Origin of the sequence: Schauerella aestuarii (genome assembly GCF_009866805.1) — a bacterium.
GTDB lineage: Bacteria > Pseudomonadota > Gammaproteobacteria > Burkholderiales > Burkholderiaceae_B > Schauerella > Schauerella aestuarii.
Genome location: NZ_SIZW01000041.1, coordinates 783,390 through 799,678, shown reverse-complemented (window position 1 = coordinate 799,678; position 16,289 = coordinate 783,390). Strand labels below are relative to the sequence as shown.

Genomic DNA, 16,289 nt, shown 5'->3' with positions numbered 1-16,289 from the left:
TTTCGATAGCCATGCATCGTCCAACTGAAAGGCCCAACGCGTTGCGGCATTTGAGCTACAGCGCAGTGCGATATATTTAGTGTATGCACAAATAGTTCTTGCACAGAGTACTTAATGTGCATACAATAAGTACATGGACATCACATTCGATCCCGCCAAAAACAACGCCAACGCAGAGAAGCACGGCGTGGCACTGACCGACATCGCCAGCTTCGAATGGGATACCGCAGTTATTGCAGCAGATACCCGCAAGCAGTACGGCGAGAACCGCATGGTTGCTTTGGGCTACATCGGTGACCGCCTCTACTACGCGGTTTATGTTGACCGCAACGACCAGCGCAGAATCATCAGCCTGCGTAAGGCAAATTCAAGAGAGGTGAAACGATATGCCGAAACTTAAAGCGGGGACGATCATCCCCACCGCAGCAGAGGATGCCCAGATTCAAAAGGGCATCGATGCCGATCCGGATACCTATGTCATGACTGACGAGGAATGGGCGAAAGCTAAGCCCGTCGCACGCATCGGCCGTCCGAAGGCTGATGTGACCAAGGAGCGCATCACCATCCGTTTATCACCCGAAGTCGTGGATGGCTTTCGATCCACGGGCTCAGGTTGGCAAACGCGCATAGATGCAGCGCTCAAGGACTGGCTGCGCAACCACAAGCCGGCGGACGCTCGTTAAAACAGCCCTGCCGGCTGGCTTTGCACGTCCCAGCTAAATATCAGCACTTCGCCTGCCTCCGCGCCGCCGCCACCGCCTCCGACCGTATAGCGCAACGTCGTGCGCTCGAAGTGGAAGCCGTCGAACACTCGGCGTATGTCCGGATGGTCGTTTAGGCTCACGATCGCCCGCCCTTTCATCGTGCGCATAGCGTTGGCCATGTGCTCGTAATGGGCGAAGTCGAATTCGACGCCGTATCCCTCGGTCTGCCAGTAAGGCGGATCCATGTAGAAGAACGTGTGCGGCCGGTCGTATCGTTCGACGCACTCCAGCCACGGCAGATGTTCAATAAAGGCACCGCACAGCCGCAGGTGTGCGGCAGATAGGGTCTCTTCCAGGCGCAGCAGGTTCAAGCCAGGCGGCTGCGTCGTCGCCGTCCCAAATGTCTGGCCATCCACCTTGCCGCCGAAGCAGGCTTGTTGGAGATAGTAGAAGCGCGCCGCCCGCTGGATGTCCGTCAGCGTCTCGGTGCGCGTCATCTGCATCCACTTGAACACTTGCCGGCTCGTCAGCGCCCACTTGAACTGGCGCACGAACTCTTCCAGATGGTTCTGGACGACGCGGTAAAGATTGACAAGCTCACCATTGACGTCATTGAGCACCTCGCACTTGGCCGGCACTTGGCGCATAAAGAACAGCGCAGCGCCCCCAGCGAAGGGTTCGACATAGCAATCGTGAGCGGGGAAAAACGGGAAAATCTGATCGGCCAAGCGGCGCTTGCCACCTTGCCAGGGGATGATGGGCATTGCCATTCGTGATGCGTTCCGTGTTAACGTCGCCTCGCCTGTACAGGTGGGGCGGCCTCGGGTCGATCACGGGGTATATCCGTGCTTCGGCTGTCAGTCAGCGAACTCGCGATTCGCAGACTGTCGCCGTCTCTTTAATAATTTTGACTTTCAGCGGATTGGAAGCGTCATGACTATCAAAACCGAAAACTTCATCATCGGAAATGTCACGCCAAGCATGGCAACTTCCAACGAGATTTCGCGCGAGCCTAAGGCTCCGCGTGTCATGGGAATTGAATCTGCCTTCGTGCACTGCTTGGTATGCAAGGAATACTGGACTGCTACTGCACACAAGAAAGGTGCGATCAATACAGTCGCCGAAGGGCTGGCACTGATCGAGTGCCCTGAGTGCCACACATTCGAGGACGTGAATATCGAGCTACTCGTGCCAGGCGCGTAATCGGACGAGTCTGCTCCCCGTAGTCGTCTTGGCTTACATTAGAACCGAGCTTCTAGACGTCGCTCTGATTAGAACGCCGGAGACACCAACTTCCATCCGTCGCGCAATTGGCCGGTAATAGTGACCTGCGCACTCCAAACAGCACCATTTTCGTCCAGCGCAAGTACGTGCTGCAGGCCGCCGGCGATGGGCGTGGTCGTGATTTGGATAAATTTAGCGTGCATAGCTGCTCCTCTTAGAGCAACTATTTTGTCTTATTCGAAGCGGCCCGCCAAGGCACCGCGCGAATGTACTCGGGCAGCAGGGGTACAAATCCGAACTCAATCCAGAATTCCCACCCGTCAGCCATCGGTTGCGGCCGGCTGCCCATAACCCGAAAATCGTGCGCTCCCGCGATCCTGGCCATTACCGCAGTCGGATGTCCTTTCTCTCCGTAGTACTCAGCGGTGAGAATCTCGTAAAAGACGCGTGCTTGTGAGCGGTTCGCGGGGTTAATGGCCTTGGGGTCGATCGACATTCGCTTCCTACGCCTGGCGAGACGCGATCGTCCGAAGCCGTCTCGCCGCCTTAGTTTCGATCCGCAGCAGCAGCCCATCGTGTTGATACACAGGCTTGGCAAAACGCTTCGTCGCCCGCTTGGGATCCAGATCGGCGAATGTTGCCCGCGCATGAGCAAAGCTGTCAAACATCTGGACGCCGTGCCCCGTTGCGGTCACTGCACCGTTGACGACGCCCACGATGATTACAGTCTTCGCTTCCATCCTAGACCTCCGGTTCGTGCGCCGAAATGAACACCCGAACCTTACCGCCCGGACATGGCGCAAATCGTTCGACAGACAGCACATCGATCAGGCTGTCGTCCTCGAACACGCTTGCATGTGTCATGCCGTCCAGTAGCGCTTTGAGCATGTTGTCCAAGTCTCTCCGCCGCCGGTCTGGCGGGAAGGCCTGTATATGCACTTCCAAGCGACCTTCGGGGGCGCGCTGCGCTCCAATCCGAGATGCCAGGATTACCTTGCGTCGATACTCTCGACCCTTCTTGCTGATCAGCGTACGACCTGACAGTGAACCCACATTAGGCGATCGATAGTAGGAGTTCAAGCTGGGCGGAAAGGGAAGTTCGAGAACAACCATGCAAGCCCCAGCCCAGAAATGCAAAAGGCCCGCTGCGTGGGCAGTGGGCCTTGTGTGCGTTGGCGCAATTACGCACCGTATCGATTAACAGTGATTCTGCCGCAAAAAATCACAACAGTCAATTTTTACGCATCATCGCGACAATGCGTTAGCGGCCGCCCACGTTTCGAAGCGGATCGATCCATCGGGATCCGCCCGGCCTCGCGTGAATCGCTCGCCATCCGCATCTAACCGCAGATCCGGAAACACCTCGAGCGCGGCGTCTTCGCTGGCGAATCCTTGCGATCCGGATCCGTCATCGGTCAGTGACCCATCGACGGCCCCCACTACCAAGACTCGCGCTTGCTTCTGTTTACTCATACAACCTTCTCCTGTGATTGGACGCTCAGTCCGTGAAAACCATCTGCGCTGCTTCAAGGCGGCGTTCAATTCGGCGCATTGCGCGCTCAACCGCCCCCATGGACATTTCGTCAATCCGGGCGCCACGTGCGCCATGCAAGTAGCGGCGGACGCGCTGGTGGTGATTGGTTGCTGTGTTCTGCGCCACATTGCATCGCTCGGCAAGATCCGCGAGGACGACCTTGTGTCCGAAGCAGCGGCTCACGATGCCTAAGCGAAGCACTCGGTGTGAGATGCAGCCAGCGAGCGCGCTGGACACTACATCCTGGCTGATGGCATGAATCGCGGCGTGCCATTCAGGATTGATGCGCCAAGCGTCGTCTTTGCCGGCCGGAGACTGTCGCGGCAACTGGTGTGGCGCGACGCTAGCAATGACAAAGGCCTGATCGAGCGGGGACAGCTCGCTGATCTCCCGGCGGATCATTCCAGCCTGCGCGGCACCATCAAGGCCAGAAAGCCCTTTTCCAGAGCCACCGGCCGGGCCGTACGCGAGCCGGTTCATCAAGGGACGATCGTATTGCTGCATCGAGTAATTCAGCGCAAAAGTAATCGCGGCGTGTGCGCTGGCGAACAGCGGCTCGTTCAAGTTTGCCGTGGGGGCGTTCATACGTTCGACTCCGGATAGGACGACTGCGATATTGAAATTAAGCGGGGCTGGCACTTCGATCGAGCAGCCAAGAGAGCGAGGGACGCAGGCAGCCGATATGCGGGGCGAACGCTGGGCTGGGCCGCGCGGACAACCTCGCCTTGATATGGCTCGATAGCGGGCTTTTGCCGCTTTTGCGACAGCTTCCCCTCGCCAGCGCGTGCGGCTGGCGACGGTGATCGCTGATCCTCGATGCGATGCACGCGGATGCCGCCGGCCTTCCTGCGCAGCTTCACCTTTCGGGCGAGAGGGACGGCCTTCAACGGTACTAAGGGGGCGAAACCAACTGTCTGCGCGCCTGGATTTTTTGGCAGCCGATCGATCGCATGTCGCACTGCAGCGACGATCCAGCGATCCCATGCATGGCGCCAGCTTTTGCCGCGCCGCGCAACGTCGGTGCATGCGCATTGCCAGTCGCCTTTGCCCAAGCGGCGGATGCGCGGGCGCTTCGTCAAAATCGGTTTGATTATCATGCTGCCTGCCTCTCCTGGGCTCGCTCATAGCAATTGATCAATATCTGGTGCCACTCGTGGCGCTGCTCGCTTCCATCAGCGAAGACATGCCAATAGGTGGCCCTGCAGTACTCCACCTCCGCATCGCTGAGCTCGCGCATCTGGCGTAGCTCTGCGAGGCGCTTTTCCACCTTCGCTGGTAAAGCCCGATCGTTGTTTTGTTCCATCACTTACCTCAACACCCTATCCATGCATGAACCCGAGCTGGACAGACCTAGCCCATCCCTGAGAAGGCCTTCACATGAACCGTCGCCGTGTCATGACCCGCCAGCCGTTCGGTCTCGGGCGCTAGCTTCGCCACCCTTGCTCCTGTTTCAGACCTGATCCCACGGTAGGAGCGTCTTCCCATGCCGCCGCGGTTAATGAAAGTCCCACCGGCATGGTGCTGGCCGCGCTATTGGGTCAACATCGGAGGCATGTCCGTAGAAGCTTGGAGAGCGCGAACACACCGCCGCTCTGATGGAGGTCATTGGCATCTTGGCCAACGGTTGATGGCATTGCCCAAGGAAGGCCTGTCTGGGTGGCGTAGCGCTCACCAGTGCCGCTTTCGTCGTTGTCTGCGATGACATAGCGACGGCCTTGCAACTGGCCAGCTACGTGCGCTAGGTTGCCCGCAGAGAAGCAGACGACTACTCGCGCTTGGCGATACATCGATTTGAGGGCGGCGCGGACGCTGAGTCCGGTGGCAAAACCCTCGCACAGCCAGAATTCGTCACCGGCGCCAAGCATGTACACGCCACCTTTAGCCGCGCCCCCAGGCATGAATTTCTTCTCGCCAGTCGCATCGATCCATTGCAGGCTCTGCACGCGGCTGTAGTTGCCCACGCTGCGCATTGGCACAACCAGGCGGCCGTCGTAATCGATTAGCGCGGTTTCCTTCGGAAAGCCCTTTCGATCGAGGTAAGGGTGCGAACCGGTTCCGCACTGCAGGACGATCTCCGCCGCACGTAACGCAGCAGCGTCACGCTTGTGGCTCTCCTGCTGCATAAGCGCCGCCATATCGACGCGCGCCTGAGCCTTCACAACCTCGTTCTTCTCGTCGGCGAACCACATCTCGGGGGCGTCCTGCGTCCCCCAGTCCTGCACCCATCCCCATGCGCCCGTGCATTTGTAGGCACCGTTGCGCGAACGAGGATGCGATTCGGTTGCGCAGCGGTGGATACGGCCGTCGTCCATCAGATCGCGGATCAATAGGCCATGGGCTCGAGCGAAATCACGAAACAGCATGATTTAGCCCCTTGCCCTTCGCCTTGCCCTTTGCCCAGCGGATGATGTTCGACTGAACTCTAGACTTCACTTCCCGACTGGGTTCAAGTGCAATGTCCGTCGAGTACCCGGTCTTCGAAAAGTGACCATAGATATTGTTGAACTGACTCTGCGCGAAGCGTCGAGCAGCATCGAAGTCGCCCCCCTTCCGCTCCCAAGCCAGGCCGCAGATCTGACGCCAAACGCTTTCCTTGTCTTCGAGAAACGCGGGCATTTTCGATTTAACTGGCGCTTCGTGACCAACCGCTTCCATCACACCTGCAACGTTCTCGACCATATTGAGCCGAAGGCGCTCCTTGCCGCATGCCGGGCAGGCGCTCATAGGACTTGGAAATACGTAGCCGCACGAGCACGACCACTGCTCCTTCTCTTTCGGTGTTGGCTCCTTGCGGGCCTTAGCGTCCAGCTGACCATTGCTCAATTCTGAAAGACCGTGTTCAAAGACTTTCTCGACGTCGTCTTTGAAGCGGAGCAAATTGCCGGAGTGGTCGAGCCAGAGGCCAAACTCTTTACCGGGGGACTTGCGCATGACCCGGCCCATCTGCTGGATATGGCTGGACAGACTCTTGCGATATGGACGAGCGGCAATCCCGCAAAGAATGTCCTTTACATCGAAACCCTTAGTGAACACTTCGCACGACACCAAACCGTCGATCTCGCTATCCGACTTCTTAAACTCTTCGATGAGCGCGCGGCGTTCGTCTTCGTCTGTGTCCTGGTAGCTGATCTGCTGGAAGTTGTAGCCGGCAGCGTTGAACTGGCGGCAGAGTTCGGCGCCGTGCGCCACCGTGGCGGAGAAGACGATAGTTTTTACGGCACGTCCGAAGTGCAGGTACGTTTTGCTTTGCCATTCAGCGACGATGTCGCCGACGATTTTGATACCGCGATCGCCAGCCTCTTTGTCAGACCATTCTCCAGCCACGACCTTCGCGCCTTCCATGTTTGCAGCCTTCGCTGCGTACATCTTTAGCGGGGTTAGGTCTCCCGTATTTAGGAGCTCGTTGGTCGTGCACACGTTGACCAAGTTGCTGTAGATCTCGGTCAGTCCTTTGGTGAAGGGAGTCGCTGACAAGCCAATCACGTAGAGATTCGGGCGGCTTTTGATGAACTCAGCAGTCGCCCGGCGGATCTCGTGGCACTCGTCAACGATCAACAGATTGAGATCGTCGGGGAAGAAGCCGCGCTTCTCCAGGGTTTGTGCCGAGCAGACTTGAATTGGCTCGTAAGCGCGCCGGCGCCAGTGGCCACCTTGGATAATGCCGTGATCAATACCGTAGAAGTCCAGCGACTTGCTTGTCTGATCCACGAGGTTCACGCGGTCGACCATGATCGCGCATCGCTTCCTGTTCGCCGCGGTCAGCTTCAGGAGATGCGCTGCTACTACCGTCTTCCCGAAGCCTGTCGGCGCCATGAGAATCTGGGCACGGTGGCCATCAAGAAACCCTTGGTGCAGCGCGTCCACCGAAGGAAGCTGGTACGGATAGAGCTCGATCTCGCGCGCCATCATGCGGCCCCTTTCTTGTCGGCCGCACGCTGGGCGCGCTTGAGCTGCTGCTTCAGCTGCGCGTTCTCGTTCATCAGGTGATCGCGCGTCTGCTCTACAGTCTGTGTGTAGGTGCGAAGTTCAGAAATTCGAGCGAGGACATCCGGGTCAACGGACAACTGAAGCCGCGCGTTCTCTTCTTCGAGCTCGGCGTTGCGCCCTTCGTATGCAGCTTTTATGTCCTCTAGCTCTTCGATGCGCGCACGAAGCTCTTCTATCTCGGGCGCCGACTCAGTTCTTGGAGCCAATGCTCGAGGCGCTTTATCTCTTGCTGCTTGGCGCAGGGCGTCCGGGCCTTTGGCTGCAAGCGCGGTCTGTTCGCCTTGCGGCAGATCGGACAGAGCGACCGCTGTTTTTAAAGAGATTGCCCCTTTCTTCACCTCTGCTTTGATCTCGGGAGCAGCATTCTGCTCGACCTGCTTGGCATGCTGAATGGTCCGGCCTGTCACGCCTACGGCCTTTGCCATGTCTGCGTTTGATCGCTCGGGACGGGCGGGCGACTCTAACGGCGCGGAAAAGGGTGAACTCGGTTCACCCTTTTCAATCGGTGGCCGGTGTGACGGCTTCCAGTCCCAGAGCTGCACTTCGATGAGCGCCCAGGCACCAGCGCTAAGGTGCCGGCGCTCTTTGTTCTGTGCCCGCACGAACGCGACGGGGTCGACGGCACCAAGCTCTACTTCCGGGCACGCCATACCGAGCTCGACGCTGGCGCTGTAACGGTGCCAGCCGTCCAAGACCATACCTTCGTAGATCGTGATCGGATTTTGAACGCCGATGTCCTCAACGCTGTCTTTCAGCGTTAGGAAGTCATCTGCAGACATGGGCGGAAATGCCGCCGAGAGAGGATGCTGCTTGTAGGTCACTTACGCCCCCTGAATTCCTTCGGGTCGTACGACGCCGTACGCACGCGCTCGGACCGCCGGTCTTGCTCGGCTTTTTTCTTTGAGCTGCGATCGCGCCATGCATTGCGCAAGCCAATGGCGATGAGCGCCACAATTGCGCCCAGACAGCCACCAAACACGGCGAGGACGTAGCGATCGTCAAACATCGGTCGGGCTCACTTGGATCGCGCCAGGTGCTGGGGGCGTGCGCGTATCGCCAGGCACATGCTCGGATGAAGCCGCGACAGGGAACAATTCGGGGTGCTTCTCAGCTAGAAAGGCGTACCAGCCAAGCGGAATACGATTGCGCCGCCAAAGCGACACCGCCGCGTTGGTGAGGTTGCACATGATCGCGACCTTAGTAGTCCCGCCCATCGCGTCGATCAGTTTGGAGTGTTCAGTGTTCATGCCCTAACCCTTAAGTGGGATGGGCTTTACTTTAGAACGCTTAACAGTAGAATGCAAGCCTTCTTAACATCTATTTCATTAGAATCCTGAACATGAACGCCCTCTCTGATCGTATCCGCCACATCCTGGACGTCTCAGGCCTCAATGCCACTGAGCTTGCAAAGGCCGCTGGCGTCACGCGCGCGACTGTTTCCATGTGGATGAGCGAGGAGATCAAATCGATCAAGCTCGACTATGCGCTGAAGATCGGTGAAGCTACTGGCTTCGATCCGCTGTGGATAGTTCTTGGGAAGGGAGAGCCGCGAATGGCCGACCACGACAAAGCCAAGTCTGAGCAGTCCGATTTCGTGCCAGTACGAAAGGTCATGTTCAAAATATCCGCCGGCATCGCTGGCTTCGCGGTCGACTATGTCGACAACGGCGACGGCAAGCCTGTCTTCCTCCCAAAGCAATGGCTGGAGAAGCGAGACCTTCGACCAGAGCAGTTGTATGCCATTGAGGTCAAGGGCGAAAGCATGACGCCGTCACTTCGAGAGGGAGACATTGCCGTAGTGGACACCGGCGACGTGCAGCGGCGCGATGGAGAGGTGTACGCGGTTAATTTCGAGGGGGAATTGACCGTGAAGCGGCTGATCCGAGATAGTAGTCGCTGGTGGCTGGCCTCTGATAATCCCGACCAGATCCGGTTTGGCCGGAAGATGTGCGATGAAGGCACCTACCTACTTGGCCGCATCGTTTACAAGCAGAGTGAGTACATCTGAGGCGCACGCCTTTTAGGCGATAGAAAACTTTCGATTGCTTAGAGTTCTTGACAAAGAAATTTAGATAACTTAAATTTCGTCTACGCCATTCGCATTAGCGTCCGGCCAAAAAGAAAGGCCTCCAATCCTGTTAGCGCAGGTGGAGGCCGATCAATCAAACCAACAGTTAGCGCTGCTGGTTCAACCTGGCACATGGAGTCAAGCCATGCCCAAGCAATCGAACCGACTTTCGTCGGACGGTATTTCTACGCCTGAAACTTTATCAGCTATCGCACAAGATGTAAATACATCCAGTGCCGAGTCCGTTTTCACTGCTGGCCGCACCCATCTTGAAGCTCAAAAGGCTTGGATCGGGCTCGCCAGCCCACACCCCCACCTTCAAGACCGCGCGGCGGCAATCAATACCGCGGCGTCCACGTTGCGCGTCATTCTCTCGCTCATAACCGAGGCTCCGGCTGGAACCATTGACGAGCTCGGCGATCTTGCACGTGAGAATCTCTATTCTCATCTGAGCGGCATCGCTTTCGACATCGAACTGATGTCCGATGGCGAAGTTTGGTCAGCGGCTGAAGGGGTCTTGTCATGACCTTCAATACGCACCCCCTGACAAGCGACCCTTGGGCACACGAAGGCGCACCAGAGTTCAGCACAATTCGGACGTCGCATATCGGATCGGTGAATCGTGCAACCACTGCCATTCACGCCATCGCGCGAATCGCCGGCAACAGCGTCACCTCGCCGGACTCGACGGGGTCTGATCCGTTGCCGGCATACGTGGTCAACGCCCTCCTCGGTGGGATTGAGTCACTTTGCGACCACATCTCATACATCACGGAAGAGATGCAGGAGATCGCAGAGATGGTGGCGAAATCGAATGGAGCTCAAGAATGAATCGAGGCCAATTGATCGCGTCGCTTGAAACTGCCCGGGACGGGCTATGGAAGATGATGGGCTGCCTTGAGGCGCTTTGTGAGCGAAGCGACGATGCGCAGTCGCATGCGCTGCTTTGTGCCGCGAGGACCGTTTGCTCAGTACATCTGGAAATGGCCGACGATGCCATGAGTGTGGTTATGCGCGACGAAGGTAGCGCTGGAGACCCGACATGATGAGCACGAGAAAAGAGGCCGACCTTCAGACAAAACTCCACGCGCAGCAACGCCGTACCCGCTTCGAGCGGCGCCGAGCGGATGAACTCTTCGTCCAGCTTACGGAGGCGACTCGCCAATTGGGTCTGATGAAAAACGCTGACCCTGAGGCGGCTGCATTCGTGGACATGCAGGGGCGCGCAGCAACGCTTGCGACAGCTCTACAAGCGCTGATCAACCAATCTCGAAGAATCGCTGGGCGCTCTACGACAGCGGCGGACTATGCGCAGTCGGTGCTGGACAGTGCTGGAACTGTGGTTAAAGAGGTTGCGGCATGAAAACAGACAATCAATCTCTTCGCGCGCTATTCGCGCTTCCACCAGTCCGGGAAAGCCACGACACCGCAATCACCGTCCCCACAATACCGCAGCAGCGGATTGTGACGGGTGACCGCGAGATTGACGCCGTCCTGTGGTTGCATCAAGTCGTTGAAACCGGAAACCCTGCCTTGATCGAAAAAGCCACGGAAGCAATCAAGCGAATCTCGACGCCTATGAAGCAGATCGAAACGCGCTACTCCAATCTATTGAAGCAGCACCCGGACACGCACGTTTTCACACTACTGCTCGCCACGATGAACTTCGGTGATTTGAATTTCCGTGCCAAGCGTGCGATCAAACGGGCAACAAGCAAGCACGAAGCACTTTCCCGCTTTGGATCTATCGATCAGCTTTTTGCGTACACGCCAGCAGAAACTGCATGTGTGGCGGCGCTCGATGGAGTCAAGCGAGGAAAGTCGTGGTTTTACGATGAAAAGAAAGCGGCAAAAAAGTTCGGCCTCGTTCACACGCTGGTGCCGGCCACTATTTCTGACTGCCTTCATGTCCAAGGCTATTGGAAAAGCCTGTACCAACTACGCAATGCAGTCGAGTCTCATGACGCCGCTCTGGAGGCATACGCGCACGAAACGTACGCGTTTGAGCTTATGGCGGTAATCCCGCCTGCGAACGGGGGCGAAGCATTGGCAGCCTTCGATCACATAGAAGCCGAAGAAAGGCTGGAGAACAGCGCCTCTCCAAGAATCCTCCGTAATTTGGTCGTCAGCGGTTGGTTTCGGCACGGAGAGCGCAATGGCCAATAAGTACACCGTTACTGCCTGGAATCGTCTTAGCCCCTCAACTCGATACCGCGGGCGAAGCCTTGTACGAGCGGCCTACGAACTCGTCCTGGCTCGCCGTCAGCGCTACCGGCGCGTCATATTGGAGGTCGAATGATCAGCGAGGCACTTTTAAAACTTGAAGCGCTGCGCCGGCCGTGCTTGGTGCGCGCACTCGAACGACGGTGGCCTGGCTGCAATGCGCACATGAAGCGGAATGTCGCAAGCAACACCTTCCAACTCGAATACAACCGCCGATCGCCTGCAGGTGAGTCTGGCGAGATCAGTGCGTTCGAGGCTGGTTGGGAAGAAGCGCTGCGCGAAGCCCGCAACATGCTGGCAGCGCTAAGCCCTTTTGAAGATGGCGAGAAACGCCACCAGGCAGCGATGCGGCGCGCCCAGGCAGCCAGATCCGAGCTTGAAGGCCTATTCGAAAAGGAGCCGGAATGATCCTGCGCTATGATCGGCGTTCCACTGGAACAACGGTGGACGGGCGTGGAAACCCGATTGCACCAGGCGCACGAGCGCCGCGCGTTCATTCGCAGCGGCTTTTTCGTGCCCATCGCTCCTGCACGCCTATGGCGGCGCCGGGCGGGGCCAGCTTCGGCTGGGCCGACACCTGGTGCTCGGTTTTCCACCCCCGTCCGTGCGCTGCCGCCCCCAATGCTGCTGCGCACCCTACCGATCTCCGGAGGGTGCAATGAACCTCAACTTTCGACCCGTCGTTTGGGTCACGATCGAGAAAGCGTCCGAGTTAACCGGCCGCTCAGTCGATTCGTTTCGTCACCTCATCCGCGACGGAAAGATGATTGAAGGCACCCACTGGAAGTGGTCACCCGACAATCGCAAGCACATCAATCTTGAGGGGTACGACGAATGGGTCGCACAGAGCAATTCGAAGGGGTCTACCCGCGGGAGACGTCCATCCTCGTCAGCTTTCACTGGAAAGGCAAAAGGTATCGTGAGCGTGTAGCGCTGGCGCCTACCGTAGCCAACCAGCGCGCCGCTTACCGCATGCGGGACGAAATACTAGTTTCGATTCGCATAGACAAATTCACATGGGACGACTTCGCGTCCTACTTTCCTGATTCACCCCGCGTTAAGAGCGGAGTGGCGGCGGCAAAACCTACGTTCAAGGCGATCGCGGAGAGGTGGCTAGTCCTCGCCGCCCCCGAGCTCGCGAAGACGACTTATCGCGAGTACGAAAACGTCCTGAAGCGGTATTTTTTCCCCCTCTTTGGACATCGGGCAATCGCCGACATTGCCTATGAAGACTTGGCTGTCTACATGGCTGGCCTGAATGTTAAAAGCGCGAAGACCTTTAACAACATCATGACGCCCGTCAGACGCGTATTCGATTACGCGATCAAGACGAAGCGAGTGCAAGTCGACATTACGCGCGAGATCGACAGCCGACGCGGGCAGAAGCCGCCGCCGGATCCGCTTGACCTCACAGAGATGGATATGGTGCTCGATCGAATCCGCGAGCGCTATGACCCCCAGTGGCTGAACTACTTCGAATTCGCCTTCTTCACCGGATGCAGGCCATCCGAACTGATCGCGCTGAAATGGGAGAGCGTCGACTTCCGGCGGCAGCAAGTCCGAATCGAAGCAGCGCGCGTGCGATCGATCGACAAAGACACCAAGACACACACCGCTCGAGACATCGACCTTCAGAGCCGGGCGCGGGACGCTTTGCTGCGGCAGAAGGCGCACACATTTTTAGCCGATGGCCATGTGTTTACGAATCCGGTGACGGGCGAGCGTTTGATGGATACATCGCCGGCGGTGCGCACGGTGTGGCGCCCCACATTGAAAGCCATTGGCATCAGAAATCGAGATGCGCGGCAAACACGCCATACCTTCGCGACGATGTGCCTACACGCCAATATGAACCCTGGCTATATCTCACGCCAGATGGGGCATACGAACGCGCGGATGTTTTTCGAGGTTTATTCGAAGTGGGTGGATGCGGACGCAAGCGATCGGGAACGACTGAAGCTGGATGCTCTATTTACACGGACATCGATGTCAGCTTCGACTGAAGGCGGCCAAGAGCCTATTGCTCAACATCGCCATGGGTAACGGCTGAGCGCCCACTACCGTTTGCATCGCTCTCGTTCTTGCTCTGTTTGGACTTACTAGTTCGAGCGACTGTTCGATTGCGGGACGCTGCACCACGAGGATCCGAAAGTATTTTGCCGACTGGGAACAGATTTCTAACCACGATGAAAAACACTGCGATCACGTTCAACGTGACACCCGAGATTAGGGCAATCAAGACTTTGGACTCAAGCGCATCGAATCTTTGGAATATATGCGTCGGATGAATCAACGACAAAAACTGTTCAAATGCAAAAAAGACCGCCTTGAGGAAAATCTGCGCTCCGATTGTGGCGAAAAGCAGTGTGAGAGCCAGCTTTGCAAACTTATAAGCTTTATCCGCATAATCGCCGCGCATACCCAACGCGTGACGCCGCTCCGCAACTTCGATTTCGACATCCTGCGCCATTGGTAAATCTTCATACGATCGCTTCTCGTCCTCTGCGACCATGCGTGCGTCTTCGCTTCCGCTTGCAACGTCGTCAGGGGTAGGAGAATTTGCCCGAATGCTCTTAAAAATAGGGAGCGTGCGACTCGCAGGTTGATTCATATGGCGCCCTGAATCTCCGCAGCTATTTCTTCTTTGATCAGGGAGTCTGGAATCTTCGCATTTGACCCTTCCGTACGTGCCCAAGCGCTGCTTGGGCGGTGCGACATAATGGAAAGTTCAACCCCACTAAGCCTGCCGTATTGGTCCAACACGCGTTCCAGCAGATTCCATGTCCACTCGTCCGACCCCTTCACGGTCGGTGCAACGCTGCGGCTTGGATCGTTGCTAGATGGCCTCGTGCCCGGCTCCAAAATTGGCTGTGCGCCATATTGGCGAAATTCATAATACACAGAAGGAACGACCGGCCCGTAGTCCCACTTCTGAAAGGACTCGACAATCAGCGGCTCATCGCGCAGGGCAAGCGACCAAGCGTGGGAATAGTAGAGCAGCTTCTGCAGCTGCATTGGCGTGATGCCGGTGCCTCCCCGCTCCTCATCCAGTTCGATCAAGGCATTGGCGATCGCGAGTGCCGTGTATGCCATGTCGCCACCTCACTATGAATTGACCCAAGCCAAGTGTACTAACACCCAACCGAGCCAGGCCGAATCTACAGAGTAACCATTCGGTGACTCAATACCGTGAGCACGTAAAGCGTGAGCAAGTGTCACGTCAGTGTCACGCGATGGCCGGAGAGCCGCTTAAAACTGGTGCGCCCGACAGGAATCGAACCTGTATCAAGAGCTTCGGAAACTCACATTCTATCCATTGAACTACGGGCGCCAAGAGGCGGCATTGTACCGGACTTTTCGATCTGTGCCGGACGATCTTAGGGCATGCACCTATTTAGTGCCTATCGCCCCAATAGCGGGCACCGATATATAATCCAGCGTTTGCACGCGGGGGGTCCCCTCACGTCGCCCGTCCACTGCTGCTTGGTTTGCGGCGGCCCAGTATCCCGATTCGCAGGATTTGGTTATGAGCAACGCGCAGGATCATTCAGAAGAACATAGCTCTCCGATCAAGACGCCGAAGCAGTTGGTGGTGACGATCGTCCTTTCGTTTGTGATACCAGTCATCGTGCTGATTCTGTTGGCCAACATGGTCACGTTCGGCAGCAAGGGCGGCTCGGGTTCCGACGCCGCGACCCCGGAATCGATCAGCAAGCGCGTCGCGCCTGTGGCCGGTTTCGAGTTCGTCGATGCTACCGCGCCCAAGGTCTTCAAGACCGGCGAACAAGTGTTCCAGGCCGTCTGTACGGCCTGTCATACCGCCGGCGTCGCCGGCGCGCCCAAGGTGGGCGATAACGCAGCGTGGGCACCGCTCATCGCGTCGGGCCTGGACGAGATGACGAAGATCGCCATCGCCGGCAAGGGCGGCATGCCCGCCAAGGGTGGCAACCCATCGTTGAGCGACTATGAAGTCGCCCGCGCGGTTGTCTTCATGGCCAATAAATCCGGTGGCGATCTGAAAGAACCGGCAGCGCCCGAGCAACCGGCTGCAGGGGGTCAGGCTGCAGCAGCGCCGGCAGCCCCGGCAGCAGCAAGCGCCGCGGCGCCTGCGGCAGGTGCAGCCGCCCCGGCCGCAGCGCCGGCACCCGCCGCACCACAACAAGCGCAAGCCCAGTCGGCTGCGGGTGCCGCACCCGCAGCCGCAGCACCCACGCAAACCGCTGCCGTCAATCCGGCCGGCGAGAAACTCTACAAGTCCGCGTGCATGGCCTGCCACGCCGCCGGTATCGCCGGGGCGCCGAAGTTTGGCGACAAGGCCGCGTGGGCGCCTTACATCGCCACCGGTATCGATACGATGGTGCAAGTGGCGCTCAAGGGCAAAGGCGCGATGCCGCCCAAGGGCGGTGCCATGAATGCCTCCGAAGCGGACATCCGCGCAGCTGTCGAGTACATGGCCAGCGCTGCAAAGTAATCGCGCGGTTCGACGCATCGGCTGGTGAGCCAGTACACACCCATCCCCGCCTCGATACCGGCGGGGATTTTCATTTTC

26 protein-coding genes and 1 tRNA gene are annotated in these 16,289 nt (G+C 57.9%); 11 read left to right on the top strand and 16 right to left on the bottom strand.

The window, feature by feature from the left end:
- Positions 1-133 precede the first annotated feature (133 nt).
- Together EYW45_RS14610 and EYW45_RS14605 are read left to right on the top strand one after the other, a co-directional pair.
- Positions 134-400: a BrnT family toxin gene (locus EYW45_RS14610; protein WP_161136109.1), complete on the top strand. Its 267-nt coding sequence runs from the start codon at positions 134-136 to the stop codon at positions 398-400.
- Positions 387-683, top strand: coding sequence for a BrnA antitoxin family protein (locus EYW45_RS14605; RefSeq protein ID WP_161136108.1), 297 nt, complete (start codon positions 387-389; stop codon positions 681-683). The genes EYW45_RS14610 and EYW45_RS14605 overlap by 14 nt, the downstream gene beginning before the upstream one ends.
- Here EYW45_RS14605 and EYW45_RS14600 read toward each other — a convergent pair.
- A complete protein-coding gene (locus EYW45_RS14600; protein WP_161136107.1) occupies positions 680-1,474 on the bottom strand; it encodes a DNA adenine methylase in 795 nt (264 codons plus the stop codon). The genes EYW45_RS14605 and EYW45_RS14600 overlap by 4 nt on opposite strands.
- A 163-nt stretch (positions 1,475-1,637) precedes the next feature.
- Between EYW45_RS14600 and EYW45_RS14595 the strand changes: the two genes are divergently transcribed.
- Entirely contained in the window at positions 1,638-1,907 is a 270-nt protein-coding gene (locus tag EYW45_RS14595; RefSeq protein ID WP_161136106.1) for a hypothetical protein, read from the top strand.
- Between the two features lie 68 nt (positions 1,908-1,975).
- On the opposite strand, the gene EYW45_RS14590 is transcribed toward EYW45_RS14595, so the two are convergent.
- The 12 genes from EYW45_RS14590 to EYW45_RS14535 form a co-directional block, all read right to left on the bottom strand.
- Complete coding sequence (locus tag EYW45_RS14590) at positions 1,976-2,131, bottom strand: hypothetical protein (protein ID WP_161136105.1); 156 nt, start codon at positions 2,129-2,131, stop codon at positions 1,976-1,978.
- Positions 2,132-2,151: 20 nt separating this feature from the next.
- Positions 2,152-2,424, bottom strand: a complete 273-nt coding sequence (locus EYW45_RS14585) for a hypothetical protein (RefSeq protein ID WP_161136104.1) — start codon at positions 2,422-2,424, stop codon at positions 2,152-2,154.
- Between the two features lie 7 nt (positions 2,425-2,431).
- Positions 2,432-2,668, bottom strand: coding sequence for a hypothetical protein (locus EYW45_RS14580; protein ID WP_161136103.1), 237 nt, complete (start codon positions 2,666-2,668; stop codon positions 2,432-2,434).
- Position 2,669: 1 nt separating this feature from the next.
- Positions 2,670-3,041 carry a RusA family crossover junction endodeoxyribonuclease gene (locus EYW45_RS14575; RefSeq protein WP_161136102.1) on the bottom strand — a complete coding sequence of 124 codons (372 nt, stop codon included), beginning with the start codon at positions 3,039-3,041 and terminating at the stop codon, positions 2,670-2,672.
- Positions 3,042-3,173: 132 nt separating this feature from the next.
- Positions 3,174-3,401 (bottom strand): hypothetical protein, encoded by a 228-nt coding sequence (locus tag EYW45_RS14570; protein ID WP_161136101.1) that lies wholly within the window; start codon positions 3,399-3,401, stop codon positions 3,174-3,176.
- Between the two features lie 25 nt (positions 3,402-3,426).
- Positions 3,427-4,047, bottom strand: a complete 621-nt coding sequence (locus EYW45_RS14565) for a hypothetical protein (RefSeq protein ID WP_161136100.1) — start codon at positions 4,045-4,047, stop codon at positions 3,427-3,429.
- A 508-nt stretch (positions 4,048-4,555) separates the two neighbouring features.
- Positions 4,556-4,765 carry a hypothetical protein gene (locus tag EYW45_RS14560; protein ID WP_161136099.1) on the bottom strand — a complete coding sequence of 70 codons (210 nt, stop codon included), beginning with the start codon at positions 4,763-4,765 and terminating at the stop codon, positions 4,556-4,558.
- A gap of 235 nt (positions 4,766-5,000) precedes the next feature.
- Positions 5,001-5,825 (bottom strand): toprim domain-containing protein, encoded by an 825-nt coding sequence (locus tag EYW45_RS14555; RefSeq protein ID WP_161136098.1) that lies wholly within the window; start codon positions 5,823-5,825, stop codon positions 5,001-5,003.
- The gene (locus tag EYW45_RS14550; RefSeq protein WP_235939038.1) at positions 5,812-7,371 is read right to left on the bottom strand and encodes a DEAD/DEAH box helicase; all 1,560 of its coding nucleotides are present in this window, start codon (positions 7,369-7,371) and stop codon (positions 5,812-5,814) included. The genes EYW45_RS14555 and EYW45_RS14550 overlap by 14 nt, the downstream gene beginning before the upstream one ends.
- Positions 7,368-8,270 carry a hypothetical protein gene (locus tag EYW45_RS14545; protein WP_161136097.1) on the bottom strand — a complete coding sequence of 301 codons (903 nt, stop codon included), beginning with the start codon at positions 8,268-8,270 and terminating at the stop codon, positions 7,368-7,370. The genes EYW45_RS14550 and EYW45_RS14545 overlap by 4 nt, the downstream gene beginning before the upstream one ends.
- Complete coding sequence (locus EYW45_RS14540; protein WP_161136096.1) at positions 8,267-8,455, bottom strand: hypothetical protein; 189 nt, start codon at positions 8,453-8,455, stop codon at positions 8,267-8,269. Before EYW45_RS14540 ends, EYW45_RS14545 begins: the two co-directional genes overlap by 4 nt.
- On the bottom strand, positions 8,448-8,696 hold the full coding sequence (locus tag EYW45_RS14535) for a hypothetical protein (RefSeq protein WP_161136095.1): 249 nt from the start codon (positions 8,694-8,696) through the stop codon (positions 8,448-8,450). The genes EYW45_RS14540 and EYW45_RS14535 overlap by 8 nt, the downstream gene beginning before the upstream one ends.
- Positions 8,697-8,788: 92 nt before the next feature.
- Here EYW45_RS14535 and EYW45_RS14530 point away from each other — a divergent pair, with 92 nt between their 5' ends.
- The 7 genes from EYW45_RS14530 (at position 8,789) to EYW45_RS14500 (ending at position 13,783) form a co-directional block, all read left to right on the top strand.
- Positions 8,789-9,457 (top strand): helix-turn-helix domain-containing protein, encoded by a 669-nt coding sequence (locus EYW45_RS14530; RefSeq protein ID WP_161136094.1) that lies wholly within the window; start codon positions 8,789-8,791, stop codon positions 9,455-9,457.
- Positions 9,458-9,662: 205 nt separating this feature from the next.
- Positions 9,663-10,043 (top strand): hypothetical protein, encoded by a 381-nt coding sequence (locus EYW45_RS14525; protein ID WP_161136093.1) that lies wholly within the window; start codon positions 9,663-9,665, stop codon positions 10,041-10,043.
- A complete protein-coding gene (locus EYW45_RS14520) occupies positions 10,040-10,348 on the top strand; it encodes a hypothetical protein (protein ID WP_161136092.1) in 309 nt (102 codons plus the stop codon). Before EYW45_RS14525 ends, EYW45_RS14520 begins: the two co-directional genes overlap by 4 nt.
- 211 nt (positions 10,349-10,559) lie before the next feature.
- The gene (locus EYW45_RS14515) at positions 10,560-10,880 is read left to right on the top strand and encodes a hypothetical protein (RefSeq protein ID WP_161136091.1); all 321 of its coding nucleotides are present in this window, start codon (positions 10,560-10,562) and stop codon (positions 10,878-10,880) included.
- Positions 10,877-11,683: a hypothetical protein gene (locus EYW45_RS14510; RefSeq protein ID WP_161136090.1), complete on the top strand. Its 807-nt coding sequence runs from the start codon at positions 10,877-10,879 to the stop codon at positions 11,681-11,683. Before EYW45_RS14515 ends, EYW45_RS14510 begins: the two co-directional genes overlap by 4 nt.
- 129 nt (positions 11,684-11,812) lie before the next feature.
- The gene (locus EYW45_RS14505) at positions 11,813-12,148 is read left to right on the top strand and encodes a hypothetical protein (protein ID WP_161136089.1); all 336 of its coding nucleotides are present in this window, start codon (positions 11,813-11,815) and stop codon (positions 12,146-12,148) included.
- A 426-nt stretch (positions 12,149-12,574) separates the two neighbouring features.
- Positions 12,575-13,783, top strand: a complete 1,209-nt coding sequence (locus EYW45_RS14500) for a tyrosine-type recombinase/integrase (RefSeq protein WP_161136088.1) — start codon at positions 12,575-12,577, stop codon at positions 13,781-13,783.
- Here EYW45_RS14500 and EYW45_RS14495 read toward each other — a convergent pair.
- The 3 genes from EYW45_RS14495 to EYW45_RS14485 form a co-directional block, all read right to left on the bottom strand.
- Positions 13,758-14,252, bottom strand: a complete 495-nt coding sequence (locus EYW45_RS14495; protein ID WP_161136087.1) for a hypothetical protein — start codon at positions 14,250-14,252, stop codon at positions 13,758-13,760. The two genes, EYW45_RS14500 and EYW45_RS14495, sit on opposite strands and share 26 nt — an antisense overlap.
- Before the next feature lie 95 nt (positions 14,253-14,347).
- Positions 14,348-14,833 (bottom strand): Panacea domain-containing protein, encoded by a 486-nt coding sequence (locus tag EYW45_RS14490; protein WP_161136086.1) that lies wholly within the window; start codon positions 14,831-14,833, stop codon positions 14,348-14,350.
- Positions 14,834-14,996: 163 nt separating this feature from the next.
- Positions 14,997-15,071 (bottom strand) — tRNA-Arg (locus EYW45_RS14485).
- A 195-nt stretch (positions 15,072-15,266) separates the two neighbouring features.
- On the opposite strand from EYW45_RS14485, the gene EYW45_RS14480 reads away from it, so the two are divergent.
- On the top strand, positions 15,267-16,211 hold the full coding sequence (locus tag EYW45_RS14480) for a c-type cytochrome (protein ID WP_161136085.1): 945 nt from the start codon (positions 15,267-15,269) through the stop codon (positions 16,209-16,211).
- Positions 16,212-16,289: the final 78 nt, after the last annotated feature.

Excerpts from the sequence above, each read along its gene's own strand:
- EYW45_RS14610 (WP_161136109.1), top strand. The coding sequence starts at position 134 with ATGGACATCACATTCGATCCCGCCAAAAACAACGCCAACGCAGAGAAG.
- EYW45_RS14605 (WP_161136108.1), top strand. The coding sequence starts at position 387 with ATGCCGAAACTTAAAGCGGGGACGATCATCCCCACCGCAGCAGAGGAT.
- EYW45_RS14600 (WP_161136107.1), bottom strand. The coding sequence starts at position 1,474 with ATGGCAATGCCCATCATCCCCTGGCAAGGTGGCAAGCGCCGCTTGGCC.
- EYW45_RS14595 (WP_161136106.1), top strand. The coding sequence starts at position 1,638 with ATGACTATCAAAACCGAAAACTTCATCATCGGAAATGTCACGCCAAGC.
- EYW45_RS14590 (WP_161136105.1), bottom strand. The coding sequence starts at position 2,131 with ATGCACGCTAAATTTATCCAAATCACGACCACGCCCATCGCCGGCGGC.
- EYW45_RS14585 (WP_161136104.1), bottom strand. The coding sequence starts at position 2,424 with ATGTCGATCGACCCCAAGGCCATTAACCCCGCGAACCGCTCACAAGCA.
- EYW45_RS14580 (WP_161136103.1), bottom strand. The coding sequence starts at position 2,668 with ATGGAAGCGAAGACTGTAATCATCGTGGGCGTCGTCAACGGTGCAGTG.
- EYW45_RS14575 (WP_161136102.1), bottom strand. The coding sequence starts at position 3,041 with ATGGTTGTTCTCGAACTTCCCTTTCCGCCCAGCTTGAACTCCTACTAT.
- EYW45_RS14570 (WP_161136101.1), bottom strand. The coding sequence starts at position 3,401 with ATGAGTAAACAGAAGCAAGCGCGAGTCTTGGTAGTGGGGGCCGTCGAT.
- EYW45_RS14565 (WP_161136100.1), bottom strand. The coding sequence starts at position 4,047 with ATGAACGCCCCCACGGCAAACTTGAACGAGCCGCTGTTCGCCAGCGCA.
- EYW45_RS14560 (WP_161136099.1), bottom strand. The coding sequence starts at position 4,765 with ATGGAACAAAACAACGATCGGGCTTTACCAGCGAAGGTGGAAAAGCGC.
- EYW45_RS14555 (WP_161136098.1), bottom strand. The coding sequence starts at position 5,825 with ATGCTGTTTCGTGATTTCGCTCGAGCCCATGGCCTATTGATCCGCGAT.
- EYW45_RS14550 (WP_235939038.1), bottom strand. The coding sequence starts at position 7,371 with ATGATGGCGCGCGAGATCGAGCTCTATCCGTACCAGCTTCCTTCGGTG.
- EYW45_RS14540 (WP_161136096.1), bottom strand. The coding sequence starts at position 8,455 with ATGTTTGACGATCGCTACGTCCTCGCCGTGTTTGGTGGCTGTCTGGGC.
- EYW45_RS14535 (WP_161136095.1), bottom strand. The coding sequence starts at position 8,696 with ATGAACACTGAACACTCCAAACTGATCGACGCGATGGGCGGGACTACT.
- EYW45_RS14530 (WP_161136094.1), top strand. The coding sequence starts at position 8,789 with ATGAACGCCCTCTCTGATCGTATCCGCCACATCCTGGACGTCTCAGGC.
- EYW45_RS14525 (WP_161136093.1), top strand. The coding sequence starts at position 9,663 with ATGCCCAAGCAATCGAACCGACTTTCGTCGGACGGTATTTCTACGCCT.
- EYW45_RS14520 (WP_161136092.1), top strand. The coding sequence starts at position 10,040 with ATGACCTTCAATACGCACCCCCTGACAAGCGACCCTTGGGCACACGAA.
- EYW45_RS14515 (WP_161136091.1), top strand. The coding sequence starts at position 10,560 with ATGATGAGCACGAGAAAAGAGGCCGACCTTCAGACAAAACTCCACGCG.
- EYW45_RS14510 (WP_161136090.1), top strand. The coding sequence starts at position 10,877 with ATGAAAACAGACAATCAATCTCTTCGCGCGCTATTCGCGCTTCCACCA.
- EYW45_RS14505 (WP_161136089.1), top strand. The coding sequence starts at position 11,813 with ATGATCAGCGAGGCACTTTTAAAACTTGAAGCGCTGCGCCGGCCGTGC.
- EYW45_RS14500 (WP_161136088.1), top strand. The coding sequence starts at position 12,575 with ATGGGTCGCACAGAGCAATTCGAAGGGGTCTACCCGCGGGAGACGTCC.
- EYW45_RS14495 (WP_161136087.1), bottom strand. The coding sequence starts at position 14,252 with ATGGTCGCAGAGGACGAGAAGCGATCGTATGAAGATTTACCAATGGCG.
- EYW45_RS14490 (WP_161136086.1), bottom strand. The coding sequence starts at position 14,833 with ATGGCATACACGGCACTCGCGATCGCCAATGCCTTGATCGAACTGGAT.
- EYW45_RS14480 (WP_161136085.1), top strand. The coding sequence starts at position 15,267 with ATGAGCAACGCGCAGGATCATTCAGAAGAACATAGCTCTCCGATCAAG.